Source organism: Sinorhizobium sp. RAC02 (assembly GCF_001713395.1).
Classification (GTDB): Bacteria; Pseudomonadota; Alphaproteobacteria; order Rhizobiales; family Rhizobiaceae; genus Shinella.
On record NZ_CP016450.1, the window covers coordinates 1,533,391 to 1,553,167 of the forward strand.

General features: G+C 62.8%; 17 protein-coding genes. 9 read left to right on the forward strand and 8 right to left on the reverse strand.

The features are described from left to right. Nucleotides 1-104 precede the first annotated feature (104 nt). Both BSY16_RS07365 and BSY16_RS07370 read left to right on the forward strand, forming a co-directional pair. Nucleotides 105-878: an NAD kinase gene (locus BSY16_RS07365; protein WP_069059056.1), complete on the forward strand. Its 774-nt coding sequence runs from the start codon at nucleotides 105-107 to the stop codon at nucleotides 876-878. 35 nt (nucleotides 879-913) lie between these two features. Then, nucleotides 914-1,426: a hypothetical protein gene (locus BSY16_RS07370; protein ID WP_069059057.1), complete on the forward strand. Its 513-nt coding sequence runs from the start codon at nucleotides 914-916 to the stop codon at nucleotides 1,424-1,426. Nucleotides 1,427-1,557: 131 nt separating this feature from the next. Here the strand turns inward: BSY16_RS07370 and prfB are convergent. The 3 genes from prfB to BSY16_RS07385 form a co-directional block, all read right to left on the reverse strand. Further along, a protein-coding gene (prfB, locus tag BSY16_RS07375; protein WP_150129898.1) for a peptide chain release factor 2 occupies nucleotides 1,558-2,689 on the reverse strand; the annotation gives its coding sequence in 2 pieces (ribosomal slippage) (nucleotides 1,558-2,619 and nucleotides 2,621-2,689; 1,131 coding nt in all). Nucleotides 2,690-2,790: 101 nt separating this feature from the next. Beyond that, nucleotides 2,791-5,238, reverse strand: coding sequence for a penicillin-binding protein 1A (locus BSY16_RS07380; protein ID WP_069059059.1), 2,448 nt, complete (start codon nucleotides 5,236-5,238; stop codon nucleotides 2,791-2,793). A gap of 278 nt (nucleotides 5,239-5,516) precedes the next feature. Further along, the gene (locus BSY16_RS07385; protein ID WP_083242852.1) at nucleotides 5,517-6,764 is read right to left on the reverse strand and encodes an N-acetylmuramoyl-L-alanine amidase; all 1,248 of its coding nucleotides are present in this window, start codon (nucleotides 6,762-6,764) and stop codon (nucleotides 5,517-5,519) included. A 631-nt stretch (nucleotides 6,765-7,395) separates the two neighbouring features. On the opposite strand from BSY16_RS07385, the gene BSY16_RS07390 reads away from it, so the two are divergent. Then, a complete protein-coding gene (locus BSY16_RS07390; protein ID WP_069059060.1) occupies nucleotides 7,396-10,287 on the forward strand; it encodes an Rne/Rng family ribonuclease in 2,892 nt (963 codons plus the stop codon). 134 nt (nucleotides 10,288-10,421) lie between these two features. Beyond that, entirely contained in the window at nucleotides 10,422-11,186 is a 765-nt protein-coding gene (locus tag BSY16_RS07395; RefSeq protein WP_069059061.1) for an SDR family oxidoreductase, read from the forward strand. Between the two features lie 74 nt (nucleotides 11,187-11,260). On the opposite strand, the gene BSY16_RS07400 is transcribed toward BSY16_RS07395, so the two are convergent. Continuing rightward, nucleotides 11,261-12,400, reverse strand: coding sequence for a pyridoxal phosphate-dependent aminotransferase (locus BSY16_RS07400; RefSeq protein ID WP_069061429.1), 1,140 nt, complete (start codon nucleotides 12,398-12,400; stop codon nucleotides 11,261-11,263). Between the two features lie 206 nt (nucleotides 12,401-12,606). Here BSY16_RS07400 and BSY16_RS07405 point away from each other — a divergent pair, with 206 nt between their 5' ends. The 5 genes from BSY16_RS07405 to aat all read left to right on the forward strand — a co-directional run bounded on the left by BSY16_RS07405 (nucleotide 12,607) and on the right by aat (nucleotide 16,422). Continuing rightward, nucleotides 12,607-13,365: a DsbA family protein gene (locus tag BSY16_RS07405; RefSeq protein ID WP_069059062.1), complete on the forward strand. Its 759-nt coding sequence runs from the start codon at nucleotides 12,607-12,609 to the stop codon at nucleotides 13,363-13,365. A 152-nt stretch (nucleotides 13,366-13,517) separates the two neighbouring features. Further along, nucleotides 13,518-13,955 (forward strand): type II 3-dehydroquinate dehydratase, encoded by a 438-nt coding sequence (aroQ, locus tag BSY16_RS07410; protein ID WP_069059063.1) that lies wholly within the window; start codon nucleotides 13,518-13,520, stop codon nucleotides 13,953-13,955. A 22-nt stretch (nucleotides 13,956-13,977) separates the two neighbouring features. Then, nucleotides 13,978-14,439, forward strand: coding sequence for an acetyl-CoA carboxylase biotin carboxyl carrier protein (gene accB / locus BSY16_RS07415; protein WP_069059064.1), 462 nt, complete (start codon nucleotides 13,978-13,980; stop codon nucleotides 14,437-14,439). A gap of 10 nt (nucleotides 14,440-14,449) precedes the next feature. Next, the gene (gene accC, locus BSY16_RS07420) at nucleotides 14,450-15,796 is read left to right on the forward strand and encodes an acetyl-CoA carboxylase biotin carboxylase subunit (protein ID WP_069059065.1); all 1,347 of its coding nucleotides are present in this window, start codon (nucleotides 14,450-14,452) and stop codon (nucleotides 15,794-15,796) included. An 11-nt stretch (nucleotides 15,797-15,807) separates the two neighbouring features. After that, a complete protein-coding gene (aat, locus tag BSY16_RS07425; RefSeq protein ID WP_069059066.1) occupies nucleotides 15,808-16,422 on the forward strand; it encodes a leucyl/phenylalanyl-tRNA--protein transferase in 615 nt (204 codons plus the stop codon). 183 nt (nucleotides 16,423-16,605) lie between these two features. Here aat and BSY16_RS07430 read toward each other — a convergent pair whose 3' ends face one another. The 4 genes from BSY16_RS07430 to gatB all read right to left on the reverse strand — a co-directional run bounded on the left by BSY16_RS07430 (nucleotide 16,606) and on the right by gatB (nucleotide 19,760). Beyond that, nucleotides 16,606-17,061, reverse strand: a complete 456-nt coding sequence (locus BSY16_RS07430) for a DUF2155 domain-containing protein (RefSeq protein ID WP_083242853.1) — start codon at nucleotides 17,059-17,061, stop codon at nucleotides 16,606-16,608. A gap of 76 nt (nucleotides 17,062-17,137) precedes the next feature. Then, entirely contained in the window at nucleotides 17,138-17,536 is a 399-nt protein-coding gene (locus BSY16_RS07435) for an NADH:ubiquinone oxidoreductase subunit NDUFA12 (RefSeq protein ID WP_069059067.1), read from the reverse strand. 153 nt (nucleotides 17,537-17,689) lie between these two features. Further along, the gene (locus BSY16_RS07440; RefSeq protein WP_069059068.1) at nucleotides 17,690-18,190 is read right to left on the reverse strand and encodes a GNAT family N-acetyltransferase; all 501 of its coding nucleotides are present in this window, start codon (nucleotides 18,188-18,190) and stop codon (nucleotides 17,690-17,692) included. A gap of 67 nt (nucleotides 18,191-18,257) precedes the next feature. Beyond that, on the reverse strand, nucleotides 18,258-19,760 hold the full coding sequence (gene gatB, locus BSY16_RS07445) for an Asp-tRNA(Asn)/Glu-tRNA(Gln) amidotransferase subunit GatB (protein WP_069059069.1): 1,503 nt from the start codon (nucleotides 19,758-19,760) through the stop codon (nucleotides 18,258-18,260). Nucleotides 19,761-19,777: the final 17 nt, after the last annotated feature.

Here is a 19,777-nt window from a genome sequence, read left to right on the forward strand (position 1 = left end):
GACGCAGCGGTTCCTGCGTTCGGAGCTGCGTAGAAACAAAGGGATGGGGTATTTACGCGCTTCGAAGAAGAGCGGACTTCCTCCAGAAGATGCGGAACGGCAGCATGGCGCGTGACACCACCTCCTTCTCCTTCGTCGCCTCGACGGCGCCTGAAGCACAGGAAGCGCGCAACGAGCTGATCTCGATCTATGGCAATGCCGACCCGGAAGAGGCAGACGTCATCGTGGCCCTCGGCGGCGACGGGTTCATGCTTCAGACGCTGCACACGACGATGAACACCGGCAAGCGGGTGTACGGCATGAACCGCGGCTCCATCGGCTTTCTGATGAACCGGTATGATACGAAGGATCTGTCGGCCCGCATCGAGGGCGCGGTGGAAAATGCCTTCCGGCCGCTGGAAATGGTGACGGGCGATGCCAGCGGCCAGGAGCGCCGTGCGCTGGCGATCAACGAGGTCTATCTGTTCCGCCAATCCTACCAGGCGGCAAAGCTGCGGGTGAGCGTCGATGGCCGGGTTCGGCTGGAGGAGCTGATCTGCGACGGCCTGCTGCTTGCGACACCGGCCGGCTCAACGGCCTACAACCTTTCCGCCCATGGCCCGATCCTGCCGCTGGAAGCGCCGCTGCTGGCTCTCACCCCCGTCAGCGCCTTCCGGCCCCGGCGCTGGCGCGGCGCGCTGCTGCCGAACAAGGTGACGGTGACGATCGAGGTGCTGGAGGCGGAAAAGCGGCCGGTCAACGCAGTGGCCGACAATACCGAGGTCAAATCCGTCACCTCCGTGCGCATCGCCGAATCGGCGAGCCTTTCGGCGCTCATCCTGTCAGATCCCGATCATTCCTGGTCCGATCGGATTCTTGCCGAACAATTCGATTACTGACAGTATGACCCCAGCCTCGGGACAGGAGTTTTGCCATGCACCGGCACGCACTTGCCACCGCCCTCACCTTGCTTTTCATCGCCGCCACCCCCGCCTGGACCGAAGGCGAGCCCCCCGTGGCGGAGACGGTGACCTTCGTGGTGAGCACTGGTTTCTGGGAGGAACCGGCCGACGATGCGGCGGCAGAAGGTGCTACGACCACCAAGCCGGAGACCGCCGAAACGGCGCAGCCGACCGCGATGCGGCGCGGCTACTACAAGCTTGCCGCCGTGCGCCAGCCGGACGGCACGGCTGAGATCCACCTCCAGCAGATCGAAGCGACCGCTTCCGGCCCGAAGATCGCGTCCTCGACCGTGCTTGAAGAGTTTTCGGCGATGAAGCCCTATGTGACGGACATCCGTCCGGAAAATTCGGCGGGAATCACCGCGCAGCCCGGCCTGTTCGCGACGGTCTACCTGAAGACCGACCCGAAGGCCGCCGAGCCGGAAAGCTGGACGGTGCTGATCGACGATCTCGGCGAGATCAAGGTCGAGCGCGCCACCAACTGACAACGACGTCCTGCCAGACGCCCTCTGCCGTCATCCTCGAGCTTGACCCGAGGATGACGGTGGGAAGGCGATGACGAATCTAACGAAAACGGGCGCCGAAGCGCCCGTTCCGATCTCATTTTCCGAAGCGCTTAGTTCAGGTCGTCCACGACTGCATCGGCGCCGCCGTTGACGCGGTGGGCGAGTGCGGCTTCCATGAACTCGTTGAGTTCGCCGTCGAGAACATCCGACGGTGCCGTGCTTTCGACGCCGGTGCGCATGTCCTTGACCAGCTGGTAGGGCTGCAGCACGTAGGAGCGGATCTGATGGCCCCAGCCGATGTCCGACTTGGAGGCGGCTTCAGCATTCGCAGCTTCTTCGCGCTTCTTCAGCTCGGCTTCGTACATGCGGGCGCGCAGCATGTCCCACGCCTTGGCGCGGTTCTTGTGCTGCGAACGCTCCTGCTGGCAGGCAACGACGATGCCGGTCGGGATGTGCGTGATGCGCACGGCCGAGTCGGTCGTGTTGACGTGCTGGCCGCCGGCGCCCGACGAGCGGTAGGTGTCGATGCGGCAGTCGCTTTCGTTGATCTCGATGTTGATCGAGTCGTCGATGACCGGGTAGACCCAGATCGATGAGAACGAGGTGTGGCGGCGCGCATTGCTGTCATAGGGCGAGATGCGGACCAGGCGGTGCACGCCCGATTCGGTCTTCAGCCAGCCATAGGCATTGTGGCCCTTGACGAGCAGCGTCGCGGACTTGATGCCCGCTTCTTCGCCGTCGTGGACTTCCAGGAGTTCCACCTTGTAGCCCGAGCGCTCGGCCCAGCGGGTGTACATGCGCAGCAGCATGTTCGCCCAATCCTGGCTTTCCGTGCCGCCGGCGCCGGAATGCACTTCGAGATAGGTGTCGTTGCCATCGGCCTCGCCGGACAGCATGGCTTCGACCTGCTTGCGCGACGCCTCGGTGCGAACCGCCTTCAGGGCGTCTTCAGCATCCTTGACGATGTCGGCATCGCCCTCTTCCTCACCGAGTTCGATGAGTTCGATATTGTCCTTGAGCTGCTGCTCGATGGCGCGCACGGCATTGATGCTTTCGTCCAGCTGCTGGCGCTCGCGCATCAGCTTCTGGGCTTCCTGGGCATCGTTCCAGAGGTTGGGATCCTCTGCCTTATTGTTCAACCAGTCCAGTCGTCTTACCGCCTGATCCCAGTCAAAGATGCCTCCTCAGCAGGCTTATGGCCTGCTTGATTTCGTCGACAATATTCTCGATTTCCGCGCGCATATCCGCTTTCTTCGATGCTCTAGTTTCGGTGGCCTCGAAATAGAGAGGGCGGGCGCGGATGTAAAGCCCCGCGCCCGCCCTCGAACTGGATCATCGGTGGATCAGAACAGACCGCCGCTGCCGCCTGTGACCGCCTGGTTCGCCTGTGGCGAGTTGTTCAGGATTTCCTCGGGGGTTGCATAGTCTTCACCGCCGATGACGGAGAAGACGGATGCGGGGCCGGTGCCGGGCTTGAAGGCTTCCATGATCGTGTCCGGATCGCCTTCATTCGCCTGCATGCCGGTCTTGCGGTTGACGGCGATGAACTGCATGCCTTCCGGCACGATGAACTTCGTCGGCTTGGTGCCCTCAAGCGCTGCCTGCATGAATTCGTTGAAGATCGGCGCCGAAAGCGAGCCGCCGGTCGCGCCGCGGCCGAGCGGTGCCGGGCTGTCGAAGCCGATATAGAGGCCGGCGACGAGATCGGGCGTGTAGCCGACGAACCAGGCGTCCTTCTCATCGTTGGTCGTGCCGGTCTTGCCGGCCGTCGGGCGATCGAGCTTGATCTTGCCGGCGGCGGTGCCGCGGGTCACGACGCCTTCCATCATCGAGGTGATCTGGTAGGCGGTCATCGGGTCGAGGACCTGTTCGCGGTTGTCGACCAGCGTCGGCTCGTCCTGGTTTTCCCAGTCGGTGGCGTTGCAGTTCTCGCAGGTACGTTCTTCGTGGCGGAAGATCGTCTTGCCGTAGCGGTCCTGGATACGGTCGATCAACGAGGGTTTGATCTGCTTGCCGCCGTTGGCGAGCACGGAATAGGCGGAGACCATGCGCAGAACGGTTGTCTCGCCGGAGCCGAGCGACATGGCGAGCACCGGCAGCATCTTGTCGTAGATGCCGAAGCGCTCGGAATATTCCGCAACGAGGTTCATGCCCATGTCGTTGGCAAGGCGCACGGTCATCAGGTTGCGCGAGCGCTCGATGCCGAGGCGCAGCGTCGACGGGCCTGCTGAGCCGCCACCGTAGTTCTGCGGGCGCCAGACCTGGCCGCCGGCGACGATCTCGATCGGCGCGTCCATGATCACCGAAGCCGGCGTATAGCCGTTGTCGAGCGCGGCTGCGTAGACGAAGGGCTTGAAGGACGAACCCGGCTGGCGCATCGCCTGCGTCGCGCGGTTGAACTCCGACTGGCCATAGGAGAAACCGCCGACCATGGCGAGCACGCGACCGGTATGCGGGTCCATGGCGACGAGGCCGCCCTGCACCTTCGGCGGCTGGCGCAGACGATAGGTGCCGCCTTCCATCGGTTCGACATAGACGACGTCGCCAGCGGTGAAGACACCGGCCGGTGATTTCGCCGTCTTGCGGTCACCCTTGGCCGAACGGTAGGCCCATTTCATGTTCTCGGCCTCGATACGGCCGGTCACACGTTCTTCAACGACCTTGCCGGAGGCTTCCTTGCTCGGCTGCAGGCCGATATCGGCGCCGCCGTCATCAGCAGAAAGCACGACGGCAAGCTTCCATTCCGGCACGTCGGAGAACGCGACGATCTTGGCGAGTTCCACGCCCCAGTCGCCACCGGCCTCGATCGTCTTGATCGGGCCGTGGAAGCCGCGGCGCTCGTCATAGCTGAGCAGCCCCTTCTGGAGCGTCTTGCGGGCGGCGACCTGGATGCGCGGGTCAAGCGAGGTGCGGACCGAGAGGCCGCCTTCGTAGAGCGCGTTGTCGCCGTAGCGCTCGATGATCTGCCGGCGGACCTCTTCGGAGAAGTATTCCGAGGCGAACAGATAGGATCCGCGATGGCGCGGCGTCACGCCGAGCGGCTGGGTTTTCGCTTCTGCACCGTCGCTCTGGGTGACGTAGCCGTTCTCGACCATCCGGTCGATGACCCAATTGCGCCGCTCGATGGCGGCTTCGGTGCGGCGGAAGGGATGATAGTTCGACGGCCCCTTTGGCAGCGCGGCGAGATAGGCGGTTTCGGCGACCGTCAGTTCGGTGACGGACTTGTCGAAATAGGTGAGCGCCGCACCGGCGATGCCGTAGGAATTCAGGCCGAAGAAGATCTCGTTGAGATAGAGTTCGAGAATGCGGTCCTTGGAATAGGCCTGCTCGATGCGGAAGGATAGGATCGCTTCCTTGACCTTGCGGTCGATCGTCTGGTCGGAGGAGAGCAGGAAGTTCTTGGCGACCTGCTGGGTGATGGTCGATGCACCCACCGGACGACGGCCCGAGCCCATGTTCTGGACGTTGACCACGATGGCGCGGAACAGGCCTGTCACATCGACGCCGGGATGCTGGTAGAAATTCTTGTCTTCCGCCGAGAGGAAGGCGGCCTTCACGCGATCCGGGATCGCCTGGATCGGCAGGTACAGGCGCCGCTCGCGGGCATATTCGGCCATCAGCGCGCCGTTGCCGGCATGCATGCGCGTCGTCACCGGCGGCGCGTAACTGTTCAAGACCTCATAATCGGGAAGATCCTTGGTGACACTTCCGAGATAGAGCGCAACTGCGCCCGCCACGCCGAGGAAGAACACGGCGCCAATCCCGAAGAAATATCCAATCAGTCTGATCATGAGCCAGTTACCGATGCCTTATGTCTTTATAATTTCATCAGGCAGACCCGCCGCCCGGCCTTGCGCCACCGTAGCGCAATCCGCCACGGCACCTCTTCGATAGAAGACGAGTCGCCCCCATTTTCTTGCTTCCGTCTAGCGATCGGAATGTGAGGAAAATAGGGCTTACAGCATGCATCCGGCCTTCAGCAACGCACAATGGCGGCAGCTGTCACTTTTCCGGCACAGCAAGACTAGCACATTCCCTGATTGCGCGCCGCCTCTATCGTCCAAGACGCTTAACCGCCATTCGCCACGACGGTCGAGCGGTACTGTTCCACGGCCTTCGCGACGAGGCCTGCCACCTTCTTCTGCCAGGCCGGATCGATCAGCAATTGTTCGTCGTCCTTGTTCGACATGAAGCCGAGCTCGAGCAGGATCGACGGCACATCCGGCGCGGTCAGAACGCGGAAACCGGCATGGCGATGGGGGTTGTTGATCAGCATCACCTCGTCCTTGAAGGTGCTGACGACGCTCTGGGCGAGGTTGATCGAGAAGGCCTGCGTCTCGCGCCGCGTCAGGTCGAGAAGGATGTCGGCCACTTCGGCCGGCTCGTCGACGAAGGAGATGCCGGCGATCTGGTCGGAGAGGTTTTCGCGCTCGGCAAGGCTCGCAGCTAGGCTGTCGGAGGCCTTGTCGGAAATTGTGTAGACCGTCGCGCCGCGCGTGTCCTTCTGTTTCAGGGTATCGGCGTGGATGGAGATCAACAGGTTCGCGCCCTCGCTGCGGGCAAGCTGCACGCGCTGGGAGAGCGACAGGAACTCGTCCTTCTGACGTGTCAGGAAGGCGCGTGTATCAGGCAGCTTGTTCAGCGCCTCGGCAAGCTGCTGGGCGAAGGCGAGCGTGACGTGCTTTTCCTCCGTCTTGGTGACGCCGCCGCGCGCACCATTGTCGATCCCGCCATGGCCGGCATCGACGGCGATGACGAACGGGCCGTCCGCTTTGCTGCCCGGCAGCATGACAGGTGTCTGCTCGGTGGTGGCCGGCGCGGAGGCTTCCTGCCAGCTCTGCTTTTCCATCTGGCCCTGAAAGACCTGGTCGGTGACGATCGCCGCATCGATGACCAGCCTGTAGCTTGTGGCCCCCTGCTCTTCCTGCACTTCGGCAAGGACAACGCCGACAGGACGCGCGGCCGTCAGCACAATGCGCGAGCGACCAGCGGCCATGGTGCCGTAGCGGATCTCGGAAAAGATGCCACGCGCTTCCAGTTCCTCCGCCTTGATGCCGAAATCGGTTTCCGGCAGGTCGATCAGCACACGGTACGGATTGGCGACGTAGTGCACCTTGAATTCGGGCTTGCGGTCGAAATCGATAATCAGCCGGGTGCGCGCGTCATCACCGGCGATGCGGGCGGAAAAGGCAAGCAGCGGTGCGGCCGAAGCAGAAACCGCAAAGGCCGGCGTCACGATCGCAATCGACAGCGCGGCGATGATCGCGCCGGTTACGACGCGGAGACAATGTTCAGTCAGGAGACTTAGCTTTACCACTGGCAGTCCGTTCAAACGCGTGGAACCCGCGTACAACGCGGTGCAGGACAAGCCCCATAGATGCCCCCATAGGGTTAACCAAAGCTTGCAATCCGGTGCATCCGCCGCAAAGACGCAGGCATAGTGGCAAATCGATCAAGATTATGACGCTTTTGGCTTTTCCCTTGCCATTGTGACATATCCGCCATAAAAGCAAAGTCAGGGAAAAAGCTTAGACGGGATAGAATCGCTTTGAGCAGGCAGCCACCCCTCCGGGACTTGGCGCCGAACCGGGCCTTCATCCTCCGTCATACCTCTTTCTCCCGTCCGAACAGATCGCGTAAACCGGCGGTGGCCGGAACAGTCAAGGTGGATTTCCACCAACCGCCCTTCCCCAAGGGCAACTTCATCGGACCTTTCAAGGTCTATGGCACTGGCATTCTCGTTGGACGTTGATGTTGTCACAGCGGCTTTTCTCAGAGGGTAACAGGCACCGGGACGTTCGCGTACCGACCGCCCTCCGTCCGCTTACTCCTCACCGGGGCCTAACGGGAACTTACATATTCGGCGCATCCCTCTCCTCCCCCGGCACTTCCTTTACAGGAAACAGCTCGCCGCCAGGATTGCGTGTGCGCCGAGGAGCACAATCTACATGGCAGAGAAAATGCTTATCGACGCGTCTCACGCTGAGGAGACGCGCGTCGTTGTCGTACGCGGAAACCGCATAGAAGAATTCGACTTCGAATCCGAACACAAGAAGCAGATCCGCGGCAATATCTACCTTGCCAAGGTCACACGCGTCGAACCGTCGCTCCAGGCGGCCTTCGTCGACTATGGCGGTAACCGCCACGGCTTCCTGGCCTTCGCCGAAATCCACCCGGATTATTACCAGATCCCGCTTGCCGACCGCCAGGCGCTCTTGAGGGCCGAGGCCGAAGAGCACCGCCGCGACGACGAGATCGAGCAGATCGAGACCGGAACCGACCTTTCCGACGACAGCGAGCCGACGGCGGAAGCCGTTGAAACAGCTGCCGAAGAAGCCCCGGTCGTCGAAGCGGCCCCCGAGGCTGAGGCCGAAGTGGTCGAGGCGTCCGCCGCTGTCGCGGAAGAAGCGCCGGCCGAAAAGGTGAAGAAGCCGCGCCGCACCCGCAAGGCGAAGGCAAAGACCGAGGAGGCGCCGGCAGAAGAAGAGGCCGCCGCTCCCGCAGAAACCAGCGACGACGAAACGCCCGGCGGCGCGATGGCCATGGCCGTCGACACCGACGAAATCTCCGAGCCGACCGAGCGCAAGCGCGGTCGTCGTCGTCGCGATGACGACGACGATGATGACGATCATCACGGCGAAGAAAAGGAAGTCATCGAATCCGTCGGCGCCGAAGACGCCATGGAAGAGGTGCCGGATCGTGTGCAGCGCAAGCCGCGCAAGCAGTACCGCATCCAGGAAGTCATCAAGCGCCGCCAGATCCTGCTCGTGCAGGTCGCCAAGGAAGAGCGCGGCAACAAGGGTGCGGCTCTCACCACCTATCTGTCGCTTGCCGGCCGCTACTCGGTTCTCATGCCGAACACGGCGCGTGGCGGTGGCATTTCCCGCAAGATCACCGCGCTTCAGGACCGCAAGCGCCTGAAGGAAATCGCCCGCAGCCTCGAAGTTCCGCAGGGCATGGGCGTCATCCTGCGCACCGCCGGTGCGAACCGCACCAAGGTCGAAGTCAAGCGCGACTTCGAATACCTGATGCGCCTGTGGGAGAACGTCCGCACGCTGACGCTCGCCTCCACCGCACCCTGCCTCGTCTACGAGGAAGGTTCGCTCATCAAGCGCTCGATCCGCGACCTTTATAACAAGGATATCAGCGAGATCGTCGTTGCCGGCGAGGAAGGCTACAAGGAAGCCAAGGGCTTCATGAAGATGCTGATGCCGAGCCACGCGAAGGTTGTTCAGCCTTACCGCGACGTGCATCCGATCTTCTCGCGCTCCGGCATCGAAGCGCAGCTCGACCGCATGCTGCAGCCGCAGGTGACGCTGAAGTCCGGTGGCTACATCATCATCAACCAGACCGAAGCGCTGGTCTCGATCGACGTCAACTCCGGGCGTTCGACCCGCGAGCACTCCATCGAGGATACTGCGCTCCAGACGAACCTGGAAGCCGCCGAGGAAGTGGCGCGCCAGCTTCGCCTGCGCGACCTTGCCGGCCTCGTCGTCATCGACTTCATCGACATGGAAGAGAAGCGCAACAACCGCTCCGTCGAGAAGCGTCTGAAGGACCACCTCAAGAACGACCGCGCACGCATCCAGGTCGGCCGCATCTCGCATTTCGGCCTGCTCGAAATGTCGCGCCAGCGTATTCGCGCATCCGTTCTCGAATCGACCATGCAGGTCTGCCCGCACTGCAACGGCACGGGCCATATCCGCTCGCAGTCGTCGGTGGCGCTGCACGTACTGCGCGGCATCGAGGAATATCTCCTCAAGAACACGACGCACAATATCTCGGTCCGCACGACGCCGGACATCGCGCTCTACCTGCTCAACCACAAGCGCGGCACGATCATCGATTATGAGACCCGCTTCGGCGTCCAGATCATCATCGAGGCTGATGCCCATGTCGGCGCGCAGCACTTTGCGATCGACCGTGGCGAGGCCGTCGAAAATCCGGTCAAGATCGAGCAGATCCTGCATTTCGAGCCGGAACCCGAAGACGACGACATCATCATCGAGGACGAGATCGAGGAGGAAGAAGAAGAGGAGGTACGTCCGGCAGCCGCTGCTGCTGCACCGGCTGCCCAGTCCTCTTCGTCAGCCGCCGCCGACGAAAACAATCGCAAGCGCAAGCGTCGTCGTCGCCGTCGCGGCCGCCGTGAAGGTGGCGAAGGCACGGACACTGCATCCTTCGGCGGCGAACAGGCCGGCGACGAGGATGACCTGGAAGACGACGACGCCGATGGTGAAGGCGAAGAGGCTGCGGATGCATCGCAGGCGCCAGCCGAAGAAACCGCCGAGCAGCGCCGCAAACGCCGCCGTCGTGGCAAGCGTGGCGGTCGTCGCAATCGTCCAGAGGACGGTTCGCTTGAAGCCGGTACTGAAGGCGCAGAAGGCGATGATGCCGAAGGTGATTCGGATGAAGCCGATGCGGGCGAGGTAACGGCCGTCGAAGTGGACGTCGCCGAAGTGGCTGTCGTTGCAGAGGAAGTGCCGGTCGAGGCCGTTGCCGAAGAGGCGCCGGCCAAGCCGAAGCGCGCGCGCCGCAGCCGTGCCAAGGCTGCGGAAGAGGCTGTCGTCGATGATGCTGCCCGCAGCGAAATCGAAGCGCAGCCGGTAGCAGCTACGGTCGAAGCCGCTATAGAGGAAGCCACGCCGGCAGAGCCGGAAGTCGTGATGGCATCGGCCGATCTCGAAGAGCCGGCCAAGCCTGTCCGCGGCAACCGTGATCTCTCCAAGATCGCCTCCGAGCCGGTGGTGAAATCCTCTACGGCGAAGGAAGCCGCACCGGAAGACGACGCGGACAAGCCCAAGAAGGGCGGCTGGTGGCAGCGCCGCGGCTTCTTCTAAGAAGCGCTGATCTCTGAAAAATTCGAAGGCCCGGCATTGTCCGGGCCTTTTTCTTGGCTGGCAGGAAACGGGTGGCTCGCCCTTCCCCCTTCTGCGACACCCGCGGTCGTCAGAAACCAGTAAGGGAGACCCTCATGACCCGCCTCACCAACAAGGTCGCCATCATCACCGGCGCAAGCTCCGGCATCGGCCGTGCCGCAGCCCTTCTCTTCGCCCGACAGGGAGCAAAAGTCGTACTCTCGGCGCGTGGGCACGAGCGGCTTGAGGCCGTCGCCGCCGAAATCCGCGCGGCAGGTGGCTCGGCGATTGCCGTGGCAGGCGATGTCAGCGAAGAGGCGCACCACCAGGCGCTGATCGAGGCGGCCACGACCGAGTTCGGTGGCGTCGATATCGCCTTCAACAATGCCGGCACCACCGGCCCTGTCGGTCCCCTACCGGCACTTTCCATGGAAGACTGGCAGAGCGTGCTCGGCATAAACCTGACCAGCGGGTTTCTCGCCGCCAAATACCAGCTCCCCGCCATGGAGGCACGCGGCGGCGGCGCGATCGTCTTCACCTCGACCTTTGTCGGCTATACTGCAGGCTTTCCGGGGTTGGCCGCCTATGCCGCGTCGAAATCTGGCCTGATTGGCCTCGTGCAGGTGCTGGCCTCCGAATACGGCCCTAAGGGTATTCGGGTGAATGCGCTGCTGCCGGGTGCGACGGATACGCCGATGGGGCGGGATGTGGCGAACACGCCGGAAGCGCGCCAGTTCATTGCCGGGCTCAATGCCTTCAAGCGCATCGCGGCGCCGGAAGAGATTGCCGAGGCAGCGCTCTTCCTGTGCTCCGATGCCTCCAGCTTCACGACCGGCACGGCCATGCTGGTTGATGGTGGCGTGTCGATCAATCGGGTCTGAGAAACAGAATCAGGTGCCTGCAGGGTTGATTCCGTCTCCGGCCGCAAGGCCTTGAAACGGAATCGTTTTCACGCTCAGGCCAGCCAGCGTGCGAGGCGGTCGACCGCCTCGCTCATCTCGTCGAAAGAGCCGGCATACGAGAAGCGCATGGTGTGGTGACCATCGCGCGGATCGAAGTCGATGCCGGGTGTTGCCGCGACATCGGTTTCGGCGAGCATGCGGCGGGCAAAGGCCATGCTGTCATTGGTGAAACGGCGGACATCGACATAAGCATAAAAGGCACCGTCCATCGGCGAGGCGATAGCGAAGCCGAGCTCCGGCAGGCGCTTGACGAGGAAGTCACGGTTCACTCGATAGGCGTCGCGGTAGACATTCAGCTCCGCCTCGGCGCCGAGCGCCGCTTCCGCTGCGATCTGCGACAGTTCCGGCGCGGAGATATAGAGGCTCTGGGCGATGCGCTCGACCGGGCGCACCAGTGCCTCGGGCAGCACCATCCAGCCGATGCGCCAGCCGGTCATGCAATAGTACTTCGAAAACGAGTTGATGATCACCGCCTCGTCGCCAAATTCCAGCGCCGTCGCCTCTTCGCCGACGAAGGTGAGGCCGTGGTAGATCTCATCCGAAATGAAGGCGATGCCCTTGTCCCGGCAATAGGCGGAGAGCGCCGCGAGATTGGCGCGGCCGGTGACGGTACCGGTCGGGTTGGCGGGGCTGGCGAGAAGCACGCCGTCGATGCGGCCGGCCGCTTCCAGCGCTTCCGGCGTCAGCGTGAAACCGTTTTCGGCATTCACCTCGATTTCCACCGTTTCGATGCCGAGCGCCGCCAGGATGTTGCGATAGGCCGGATAGCCCGGGCGGGCGATGGCGACACGGTCTCCGGCATCGAAGAGCGCGAGGAAGGCGAGGTTGAAGCCAGCCGAGGAACCGGTCGTGATGGCGATCCGTCCGGGATCGACGAAAACGCCGTGATGGTTCCTGTAGAAATCCGAAATGGCGCGGCGGAGCGACAGCAGGCCGAGCGCATCCGTATAGCCGATGCGGCCGATCTCCAGCGCCCGGCGGGCAGCTTCGCGGGCGGCCTCCGGCGCCGGATGTACCGGTTGCCCGACGGCCATGGAGATTACCGGCCGGCCGGCCGCGCGCTGCTTCGTCGCCTCGGCGAGCACGTCCATGGCGTGAAAGGGTTCGACGGCGCCGCGCTTGGAGAGTTTCATGAGCTTCCGTTCCGTTTCAAGGTCGTCGTCTGTGTGCCGCAAGATACCGGTCTTCACAATCCTGCGAGGGCCGAAAATCCGCCGCTTTTACCCTATCGTTTGCGCGCGAGCGACCATAGAGTCGTTGAAAGCGCCCGCATCTGCATTGACGCGCGGGCGTCGCCAATGGCACTTCATCGGCGCATCATGACGAGGACAGAACAGACATGACATTCAAGACGAAGCTTGCGGCCACCATCGCTCTTACACTCGCGGTCGCAGCCCCTCTTCCGGCTCTCGCCCTCGACGATGCGCAGAAGAAGGAGATCGGCGACTTCATCAAGGAATACCTTGTCGAAAACCCCGAAATCCTCGTGGACGTGCAGGAAGCCCTGCAGAAGAAGCAGGAAGCGCAGCAGCAGGCCAAGGCGCAAAGCGTCATCACCGACAACGAGAAGGCCATCTTCTCCTCCCCCTACGATATCGCACTCGGCAATCCGAAGGGCGACGTCACGATCGTCGAATTCTTCGACTACAACTGCGGCTACTGCAAGCGCGCGCTCTCCGACATGGACGATATCCTGAAGGAGGACAAGAACGTCCGCTTCGTGCTGAAGGAACTGCCGATCCTCGGTCCTGATTCGCTCGCCGCCCACAAGGTGAGTGCCGCCGTGCGCGATCTTTCGCCGGAGAAATATGGTGAATTCCACCGCACGCTGCTCGGCGGCGAAGGCCGGGCCACCGAAGAAAGCGCCATCGCGCTTGCCGCCAGCATGGGTCTTACCGAAGCGGACATCCGCAAGACCATGACCGAGAAGCCGCATGACGACGCCGTGCGCGAAGCGTATTCGCTGGCAAACGACCTCGGCATCACCGGCACGCCGTCCTACGTGCTCGGCCAGGAGACGATCTTCGGTGCCGTCGGCGCAGACGATCTGCGCGAAAAAATCGCCAACGTGCGCGCGTGCGGCAAGGCGACCTGCTGAGAACGGCCATCTTCCTGCCACGCTGACCCTGTTCAGGCTGTGCTGCTTGTGGACATCGCCCCTTTCGACCGGGAAAGCCCCTGCCCTTGGGGCTTTCCCTGCGGGAACCGCCGGTCTATAGGTAATCCTCTATCCAGCATGCGGAATTACGAATGGCATCACCCCTTTTTGTGCTCAACGGCCCCAATCTGAATGCACTCGGCAAACGCGAGCCCGGTATCTATGGCGGCCAGACGCTCGCCGATATCGAAGTGCTCTGCAAGGCCGAGGGCGAAAAGCTGGGTTTTGCCGTGGATTTCCGCCAATCCAACCATGAAGGCGACCTGGTCGACTGGATCCACGAGGCCGGCGACGTTGCCGTCGGCATCGCCATCAATGCCGGCGCCTACACCCACACCTCGATCGCCCTGCATGACGCTATTCGCGCCATCAAGATCCCGGTGGTCGAACTGCACCTTTCCAACGTGCATGCCCGCGAGGAATTCCGCCACAAATCGATGATCGCGCCCGCCGTAAAGGGCGTCATCTGCGGTTTTGGTGCGCAGAGTTATGTCCTTGCGCTCCATGCGCTCTCGTCCATCACGACATAAGAAAAACCAGAGGCTCACTTCCATGGCTGACAAGAAACACGGCATCGATCAGGGTCTGATCCGCGATCTCGCCAATATCCTCAACGAGACCGACCTGACCGAGATCGAAGTGGAGCAGGACGACCTGCGCATCCGCGTCTCGCGCGCCGGCACCCCGCAATACGTCCAGGCGCCGATGGCCGCTCCGGCGCCTGCCTTCGCCGCGCCCGCTGCTGCCGCAGCCGCTCCGGTCGTCGACGCGCGCAACAACAAGAATGCCGTCACGGCGCCGATGGTCGGCACGGCCTATCTGTCACCCGCACCGGGTTCGCGCCCCTTCATCGAAGTTGGCGCGACGGTCAAGGAAGGTCAGACCATCCTCATCATCGAAGCCATGAAGACGATGAACCAGATCCCCGCGCCGCGCTCGGGCAAGGTCACCGAAATCCTCGTGCAGGATGCAAGCCCGGTTGAATATGGCGAACCGCTGATCGTCATCGAATAAGGCGGCCCCCATGATCTCCAAAGTCCTCATTGCCAACCGCGGCGAAATCGCCCTTCGGGTCCTTCGGGCCTGCAAGGAGCTCGGCATCGCCACGGTTGCCGTGCATTCGACGGCGGATGCCGACGCCATGCATGTCCGCCTTGCCGACGAAAGCGTGTGCATCGGCCCGCCGCCGTCGCGCGAAAGCTACCTGAACATTCACCAGATCGTTGCCGCCTGCGAGATCACCGGCGCCGACGCCGTGCATCCGGGTTATGGCTTCCTGTCGGAAAACGCCAAGTTCGCGGAAATCCTCGACGCGCACGGCATCACCTTCATCGGGCCGACCGCGGAACATATCCGCATCATGGGCGACAAGATCACCGCCAAGAAGACGGCGGAAGCGCTTGGCATCCCGGTCGTTCCGGGTTCTGACGGCGAAGTAAAGCCGGAAAACGCACTGGAAATCGCCCGCCAGATCGGCTTTCCCGTGCTCATCAAGGCCACCGCCGGCGGCGGCGGCCGCGGCATGAAGGTCGCCAAGAACGAGGACGACCTCGAGGAAGCGGTCTCGACAGCCCGTTCCGAGGCGCTTGCCGCCTTCGGCAACGACGCCGTCTACATGGAAAAGTACCTCGGCAAGCCGCGCCACATCGAAATCCAGGTCGTCGGTGACGGCATGGGCAACGCCGTCCATCTCGGGGAACGCGACTGCTCGCTGCAGCGCCGTCACCAGAAGGTCTGGGAAGAGGCCAACTCGCCGGCCCTCAACGTCGAGCAGCGCATGAAGATCGGCCAGGTCTGCGCCGACGCCATGAAGAAGCTGAAGTACCGCGGCGCCGGGACGGTCGAGTTCCTCTACGAGAACGGCGAGTTCTATTTCATCGAAATGAACACCCGCCTTCAGGTGGAGCATCCGATCACCGAAGCGATCACCGGCATCGACCTCGTACACGAGCAGATCCGCGTCGCCTCCGGTGCCGGCCTGTCGGTCGAGCAGGAGGACATCGTTTTCTCCGGCCATGCCATCGAGTGCCGCATCAATGCGGAAGACCCGCGCACCTTCGTCCCCTCGCCGGGCACGATCACGCATTTCCACGCACCGGGCGGACTTGGCGTGCGTGTGGATTCAGGCGTCTACCAGGGCTACAAGATCCCGCCCTACTACGACAGCCTGATCGGCAAGCTCATCGTGCACGGCCGTACCCGCGTCGAATGCATGATGCGCCTGCGCCGCGTGCTGGACGAGTTCGTCATCGACGGCATCAAGACGACGCTGCCGCTGTTTCAGGACCTGATCGGCAACCAGGACATCGCCAACGGCGATTATGACATCCATTGGCTGGAGAACTATCTGGCCAACAAGACCGACGCCTGAGGGCGTCGGTTATGGCAGGGCGTCGCAGCCGTCACCCGGAAATCACGCCGGAACTGTTGCTGCGCGCCTATTCCATCGGGCTTTTCCCGATGGCCGATTCGGCAGACGACCCAGAACTGTTCTGGGTCGAGCCGGACATGCGGGGCGTCATCCCGCTCGATGACTTTCACGTCTCGCGCAGCCTTGTAAAAACCATCCGCAAAAGCCCCTTCGACATCCGCTTCGATAGTGCCTTTGACGCTGTGCTGGCCGCCTGCGCGGAGGCAGCACCCGACCGCCCCTCCACCTGGATCAATGCGAAGATCAAGTCGCTCTATGGCACCCTGCACCGCATGGGCCATGCGCATTCCGTGGAGGCGTGGGAGGGCGATCAGCTCGTCGGCGGGCTCTATGGCGTCTCGCTGGGTGCCGCGTTCTTCGGCGAGAGCATGTTTTCCCGGCGCACGGATGCCTCGAAGATCTGCCTCGTGCACCTCGTGGAGCGGCTCAAGGACCGCGGCTTTCGCCTGCTCGACACGCAGTTTACGACCGAGCACCTGAAGACGTTCGGGGCAATCGACGTGCCGAAGATCGAATACGAGGATATGCTCGCCAACGCGCTGGCGTCGCCACATCTGTCGTTTTGACGGAAAAGTCGCGCCTGGCGGGGTGGATCCTCGGGTCAAGCCCGAGGATGACAGAAGAAAAGATGGGAAGAACACAAGGAACGGTGCCGCATGCGGTGTCGTTAGACGGGTTCATACCCCACCCTCCCCGCCGTCATCCTCGGGCTCGACCCGAGGATCCACGTCCGCAAACGGGGATCTGCGCTACTCTGCCTTCGTCTCAGCGTCTTCCGGCGGCGGCACTTCTGACTTTGCCTTGCATTCGACGAGCCAGACGTCATAGACGGGGTGCTCGACGGCGTTGAGGCCGGGGCTGTCGGCGAACATCCAGCCGGTGAAGATGCGGCGAATCTTCCGGTCGAGCGTGATCTCGTCGACCTCGACGAAGGTCGTGACCTTCTGGGTTTCGGTGTCGTCGCGGCTATAACAGACCTTCGGCGTCACCTGCAGCGCGCCGAACTGTACCGTCTCACCGATATAGACATCGAAATTGGTGATGCGGCCGGTGATCTTGTCGATGCCGGAGAACACGGCGACCGGGTTTTCGATGCGCGCGGCGTTCGATGCGACAGGCATCAACACGGCGCCTGCGGTCGCGGCTGCAAGCACAGCGACAAGGAACCGCCGGCCGGCGTTTGCCCGTGAAAACCCTGATGTCATGAATGCCGTCTCCTGCGATCTGCACCGGCGTTCGCCGGTCGCTTGGAGCTACCGGCGAATTGTGGCCAAATCGGTATCAGTTGCCCGGCGTCCAGGCGTCATAGTCACCAGTCACGCGCGGGCGCTCGCCGGCAACGGCGATCGAGCCCGGCGGGCGGTAGGCCTGTGCGGTGCCGGTCCCGTTCGGGCGGTGCCCCACCTGCCATTCGCGCGGCGTGTACTCTTCGTCAGCCGGCGAAACGTCCGTGCGATGGTGCATCCAGCCATGCCAGCCCGGCGGGATGGCGGAGGCATCGGCATAGCCGTTATAGATTACCCAGCGGCGCGTGCGGCCTTCCGAATCCTTGGCGCTGCCCTGGTAATAGACATTGCCCAACTCGTCCTGCCCCACCTTTTTGCCGAAGCGCCAGGTGTGAAAGCGGGTGCCGATCGTCTGACCGTTCCACCAGGTGAAAATCTGCTTGAGAAGGTTCATGGGCTGGCGTCCTTGGCAGGGCCATGCCGGAAGCGCGGCCCGAGACTGATAGTTCTACCCCGCGCATGGCGGGCGATATTCTTCCGCTTATGGCGCGGTGACGCCTGAATGTCCAGCGATTCCCGCGCGTTCGCACATGGCTTTTCGTCGCGCTCAGCCGCCGAGCGGCTTCTCGTAGACATCCAGCGGCACGCCGGAGATGTTATCGGCGGTATGCTGCGCCTCGCCCACCTTGGTGAAGCCGTGCGCAGCGTAGAAGCCGACCGCAGCCTCGTTGCGCGGGTCGACCTCCAGCACCATGGAATTGGCATCGGGAAAGCAGGATTCGAGCTCTGCGAACATGTCGCGGCCGATCCCCTGGCGCTGGAAGCGCGGCAGCACGTAGAGCTGATGGAGAAACGCCGCCTTCGGCCGCTCCTTCGACATGGCGACATATCCCATGCCGGCAAGCTCCTTGCCATTGTCGGCGACGACGAATTCGCTGTCCTTGCGCGCAAGCCGGGCCTTCAGCGCCGGCACCGCGTGCCAGCGCGCGGTGATCTCGCTCACCTTGTCGGCGCCGTAGAGCGCGTCATAGGTGGCGTGCCACGTCTCGGCAAGAAGCGCGCTGACCTTCGCCAAGTCCTGCTCGGAAGCCGTGCGAACGAAGAACATGGAGGATCCCTTTGGTTTTGCAGCAATTCCGGACGGAAAACCGCTTCACACTTTTCCTGGAATTGCTTCAGTCCTCGATGCCGAGCTTGGCCTTGACCAGCGCCTGAACGGCCTGCGGGTTGGCCTTGCCGCCCGTCGCCTTCATCACCTGGCCGACGAACCAGCCGGCCAGCGTCGGCTTGGCCAGAACCTTGGCCACCTGATCGGGATTGGCGGCGATGATCTCATCGACGGCCTTCTCGATGGCGCCGGTATCTGTCACCTGCTTCATGCCGCGCGTTTCGACGAGTTCAGCCGGGTTGCCGCCTTCGGTCCAGACGATTTCGAACAGGTCCTTGGCGATCTTGCCGGAGATGGTGCCGTCCTTGATGAGATCGATGATGCCGCCGAGCTGATCGGGCGAAACCGGAGTCTCTTCAATGGCTTTGCCGTCCTTGTTCAAGGCACCAAGCAAGTCGTTGATGACCCAGTTAGCGGCAATCTTGCCGTCGCGGCCGGCGGCCACGGCCTCGTAATAGTCGGCGATCGCCTTTTCCGAGACGAGCACCGAGGCATCGTAGACCGAAAGGCCGAGATCCTTGACGAAGCGAATCTTTTTGTCATCCGGCAGTTCCGGCAAGTCGGCCAGAAGCTTGCCGACGAATTCGTTGTCGAATTCCAGCGGCAACAGGTCCGGATCGGGGAAATAGCGGTAATCGTGCGCGTCTTCCTTCGAGCGCATGGAGCGCGTCTCGCCCTTGCCCGGGTCGAAGAGACGGGTTTCCTGGTCGATCGAACCGCCGTCCTCCAGAATGCCGATCTGGCGGCGGGCTTCGTATTCAATCGCCTGGCCCATGAAGCGGATGGAGTTGACGTTCTTGATCTCGCAGCGCGTGCCGAAGCCCTCGCCCGGACGGCGCACGGAGACGTTGACGTCGGCGCGCATCGAGCCTTCGTCCATGTTGCCGTCGCAAGTGCCGAGGTAGCGCACGATGGAGCGCAGCTTCGTCATATAGGCCTTGGCCTCGTCCGACGAGCGCATGTCCGGCTTGGAGACGATCTCCATCAGCGCGACGCCCGAACGGTTGAGGTCGACATAGGACATGGTCGGATGCTGGTCGTGCATCGACTTGCCGGCGTCCTGCTCAAGGTGCAGGCGCTCGATACCGATCTCGATATCTTCAAAGTTGCCCTGGCGGTCGGGGCCGAGCGAGATGACGATCTTGCCTTCGCCGACGATCGGATCCTTGAACTGCGAAATCTGGTAGCCCTGCGGCAGGTCCGGATAGAAGTAGTTCTTGCGGTCGAAGATCGAGCGGTGGTTGATCTGCGCCTTCAGGCCGAGACCGGTGCGCACGGCCTGGCGCACGCATTCCTCGTTGATGACTGGCAGCATGCCAGGCATGGCCGCATCGACGAGCGAAACGTTGGCGTTCGGCGCCTTGCCGAACTCGGTGGAGGCGCCGGAGAAGAGCTTGGAATTCGAAAGAACCTGCGCGTGCACCTCCAGGCCGATGATCACCTCCCAGTCGCCAGTGGCGCCGGGGATGAAGCGTTTCGGATCGGGAGTACGGACGTCGACGAGGGTCATGGCAGGCTCTTGGCTCG

Coding starts and splice junctions, on each gene's coding strand:
- BSY16_RS07365 (WP_069059056.1), top strand. CDS start 105: ATGGCGCGTGACACCACCTCCTTCTCCTTCGTCGCCTCGACGGCGCCT.
- BSY16_RS07370 (WP_069059057.1), top strand. CDS start 914: ATGCACCGGCACGCACTTGCCACCGCCCTCACCTTGCTTTTCATCGCC.
- BSY16_RS07380 (WP_069059059.1), bottom strand. CDS start 5,238: ATGATCAGACTGATTGGATATTTCTTCGGGATTGGCGCCGTGTTCTTC.
- BSY16_RS07390 (WP_069059060.1), top strand. CDS start 7,396: ATGGCAGAGAAAATGCTTATCGACGCGTCTCACGCTGAGGAGACGCGC.
- BSY16_RS07395 (WP_069059061.1), top strand. CDS start 10,422: ATGACCCGCCTCACCAACAAGGTCGCCATCATCACCGGCGCAAGCTCC.
- BSY16_RS07400 (WP_069061429.1), bottom strand. CDS start 12,400: ATGAAACTCTCCAAGCGCGGCGCCGTCGAACCCTTTCACGCCATGGAC.
- BSY16_RS07405 (WP_069059062.1), top strand. CDS start 12,607: ATGACATTCAAGACGAAGCTTGCGGCCACCATCGCTCTTACACTCGCG.
- aroQ (WP_069059063.1), top strand. CDS start 13,518: ATGGCATCACCCCTTTTTGTGCTCAACGGCCCCAATCTGAATGCACTC.
- accB (WP_069059064.1), top strand. CDS start 13,978: ATGGCTGACAAGAAACACGGCATCGATCAGGGTCTGATCCGCGATCTC.
- accC (WP_069059065.1), top strand. CDS start 14,450: ATGATCTCCAAAGTCCTCATTGCCAACCGCGGCGAAATCGCCCTTCGG.
- aat (WP_069059066.1), top strand. CDS start 15,808: ATGGCAGGGCGTCGCAGCCGTCACCCGGAAATCACGCCGGAACTGTTG.
- BSY16_RS07430 (WP_083242853.1), bottom strand. CDS start 17,061: ATGACATCAGGGTTTTCACGGGCAAACGCCGGCCGGCGGTTCCTTGTC.
- BSY16_RS07435 (WP_069059067.1), bottom strand. CDS start 17,536: ATGAACCTTCTCAAGCAGATTTTCACCTGGTGGAACGGTCAGACGATC.
- BSY16_RS07440 (WP_069059068.1), bottom strand. CDS start 18,190: ATGTTCTTCGTTCGCACGGCTTCCGAGCAGGACTTGGCGAAGGTCAGC.
- gatB (WP_069059069.1), bottom strand. CDS start 19,760: ATGACCCTCGTCGACGTCCGTACTCCCGATCCGAAACGCTTCATCCCC.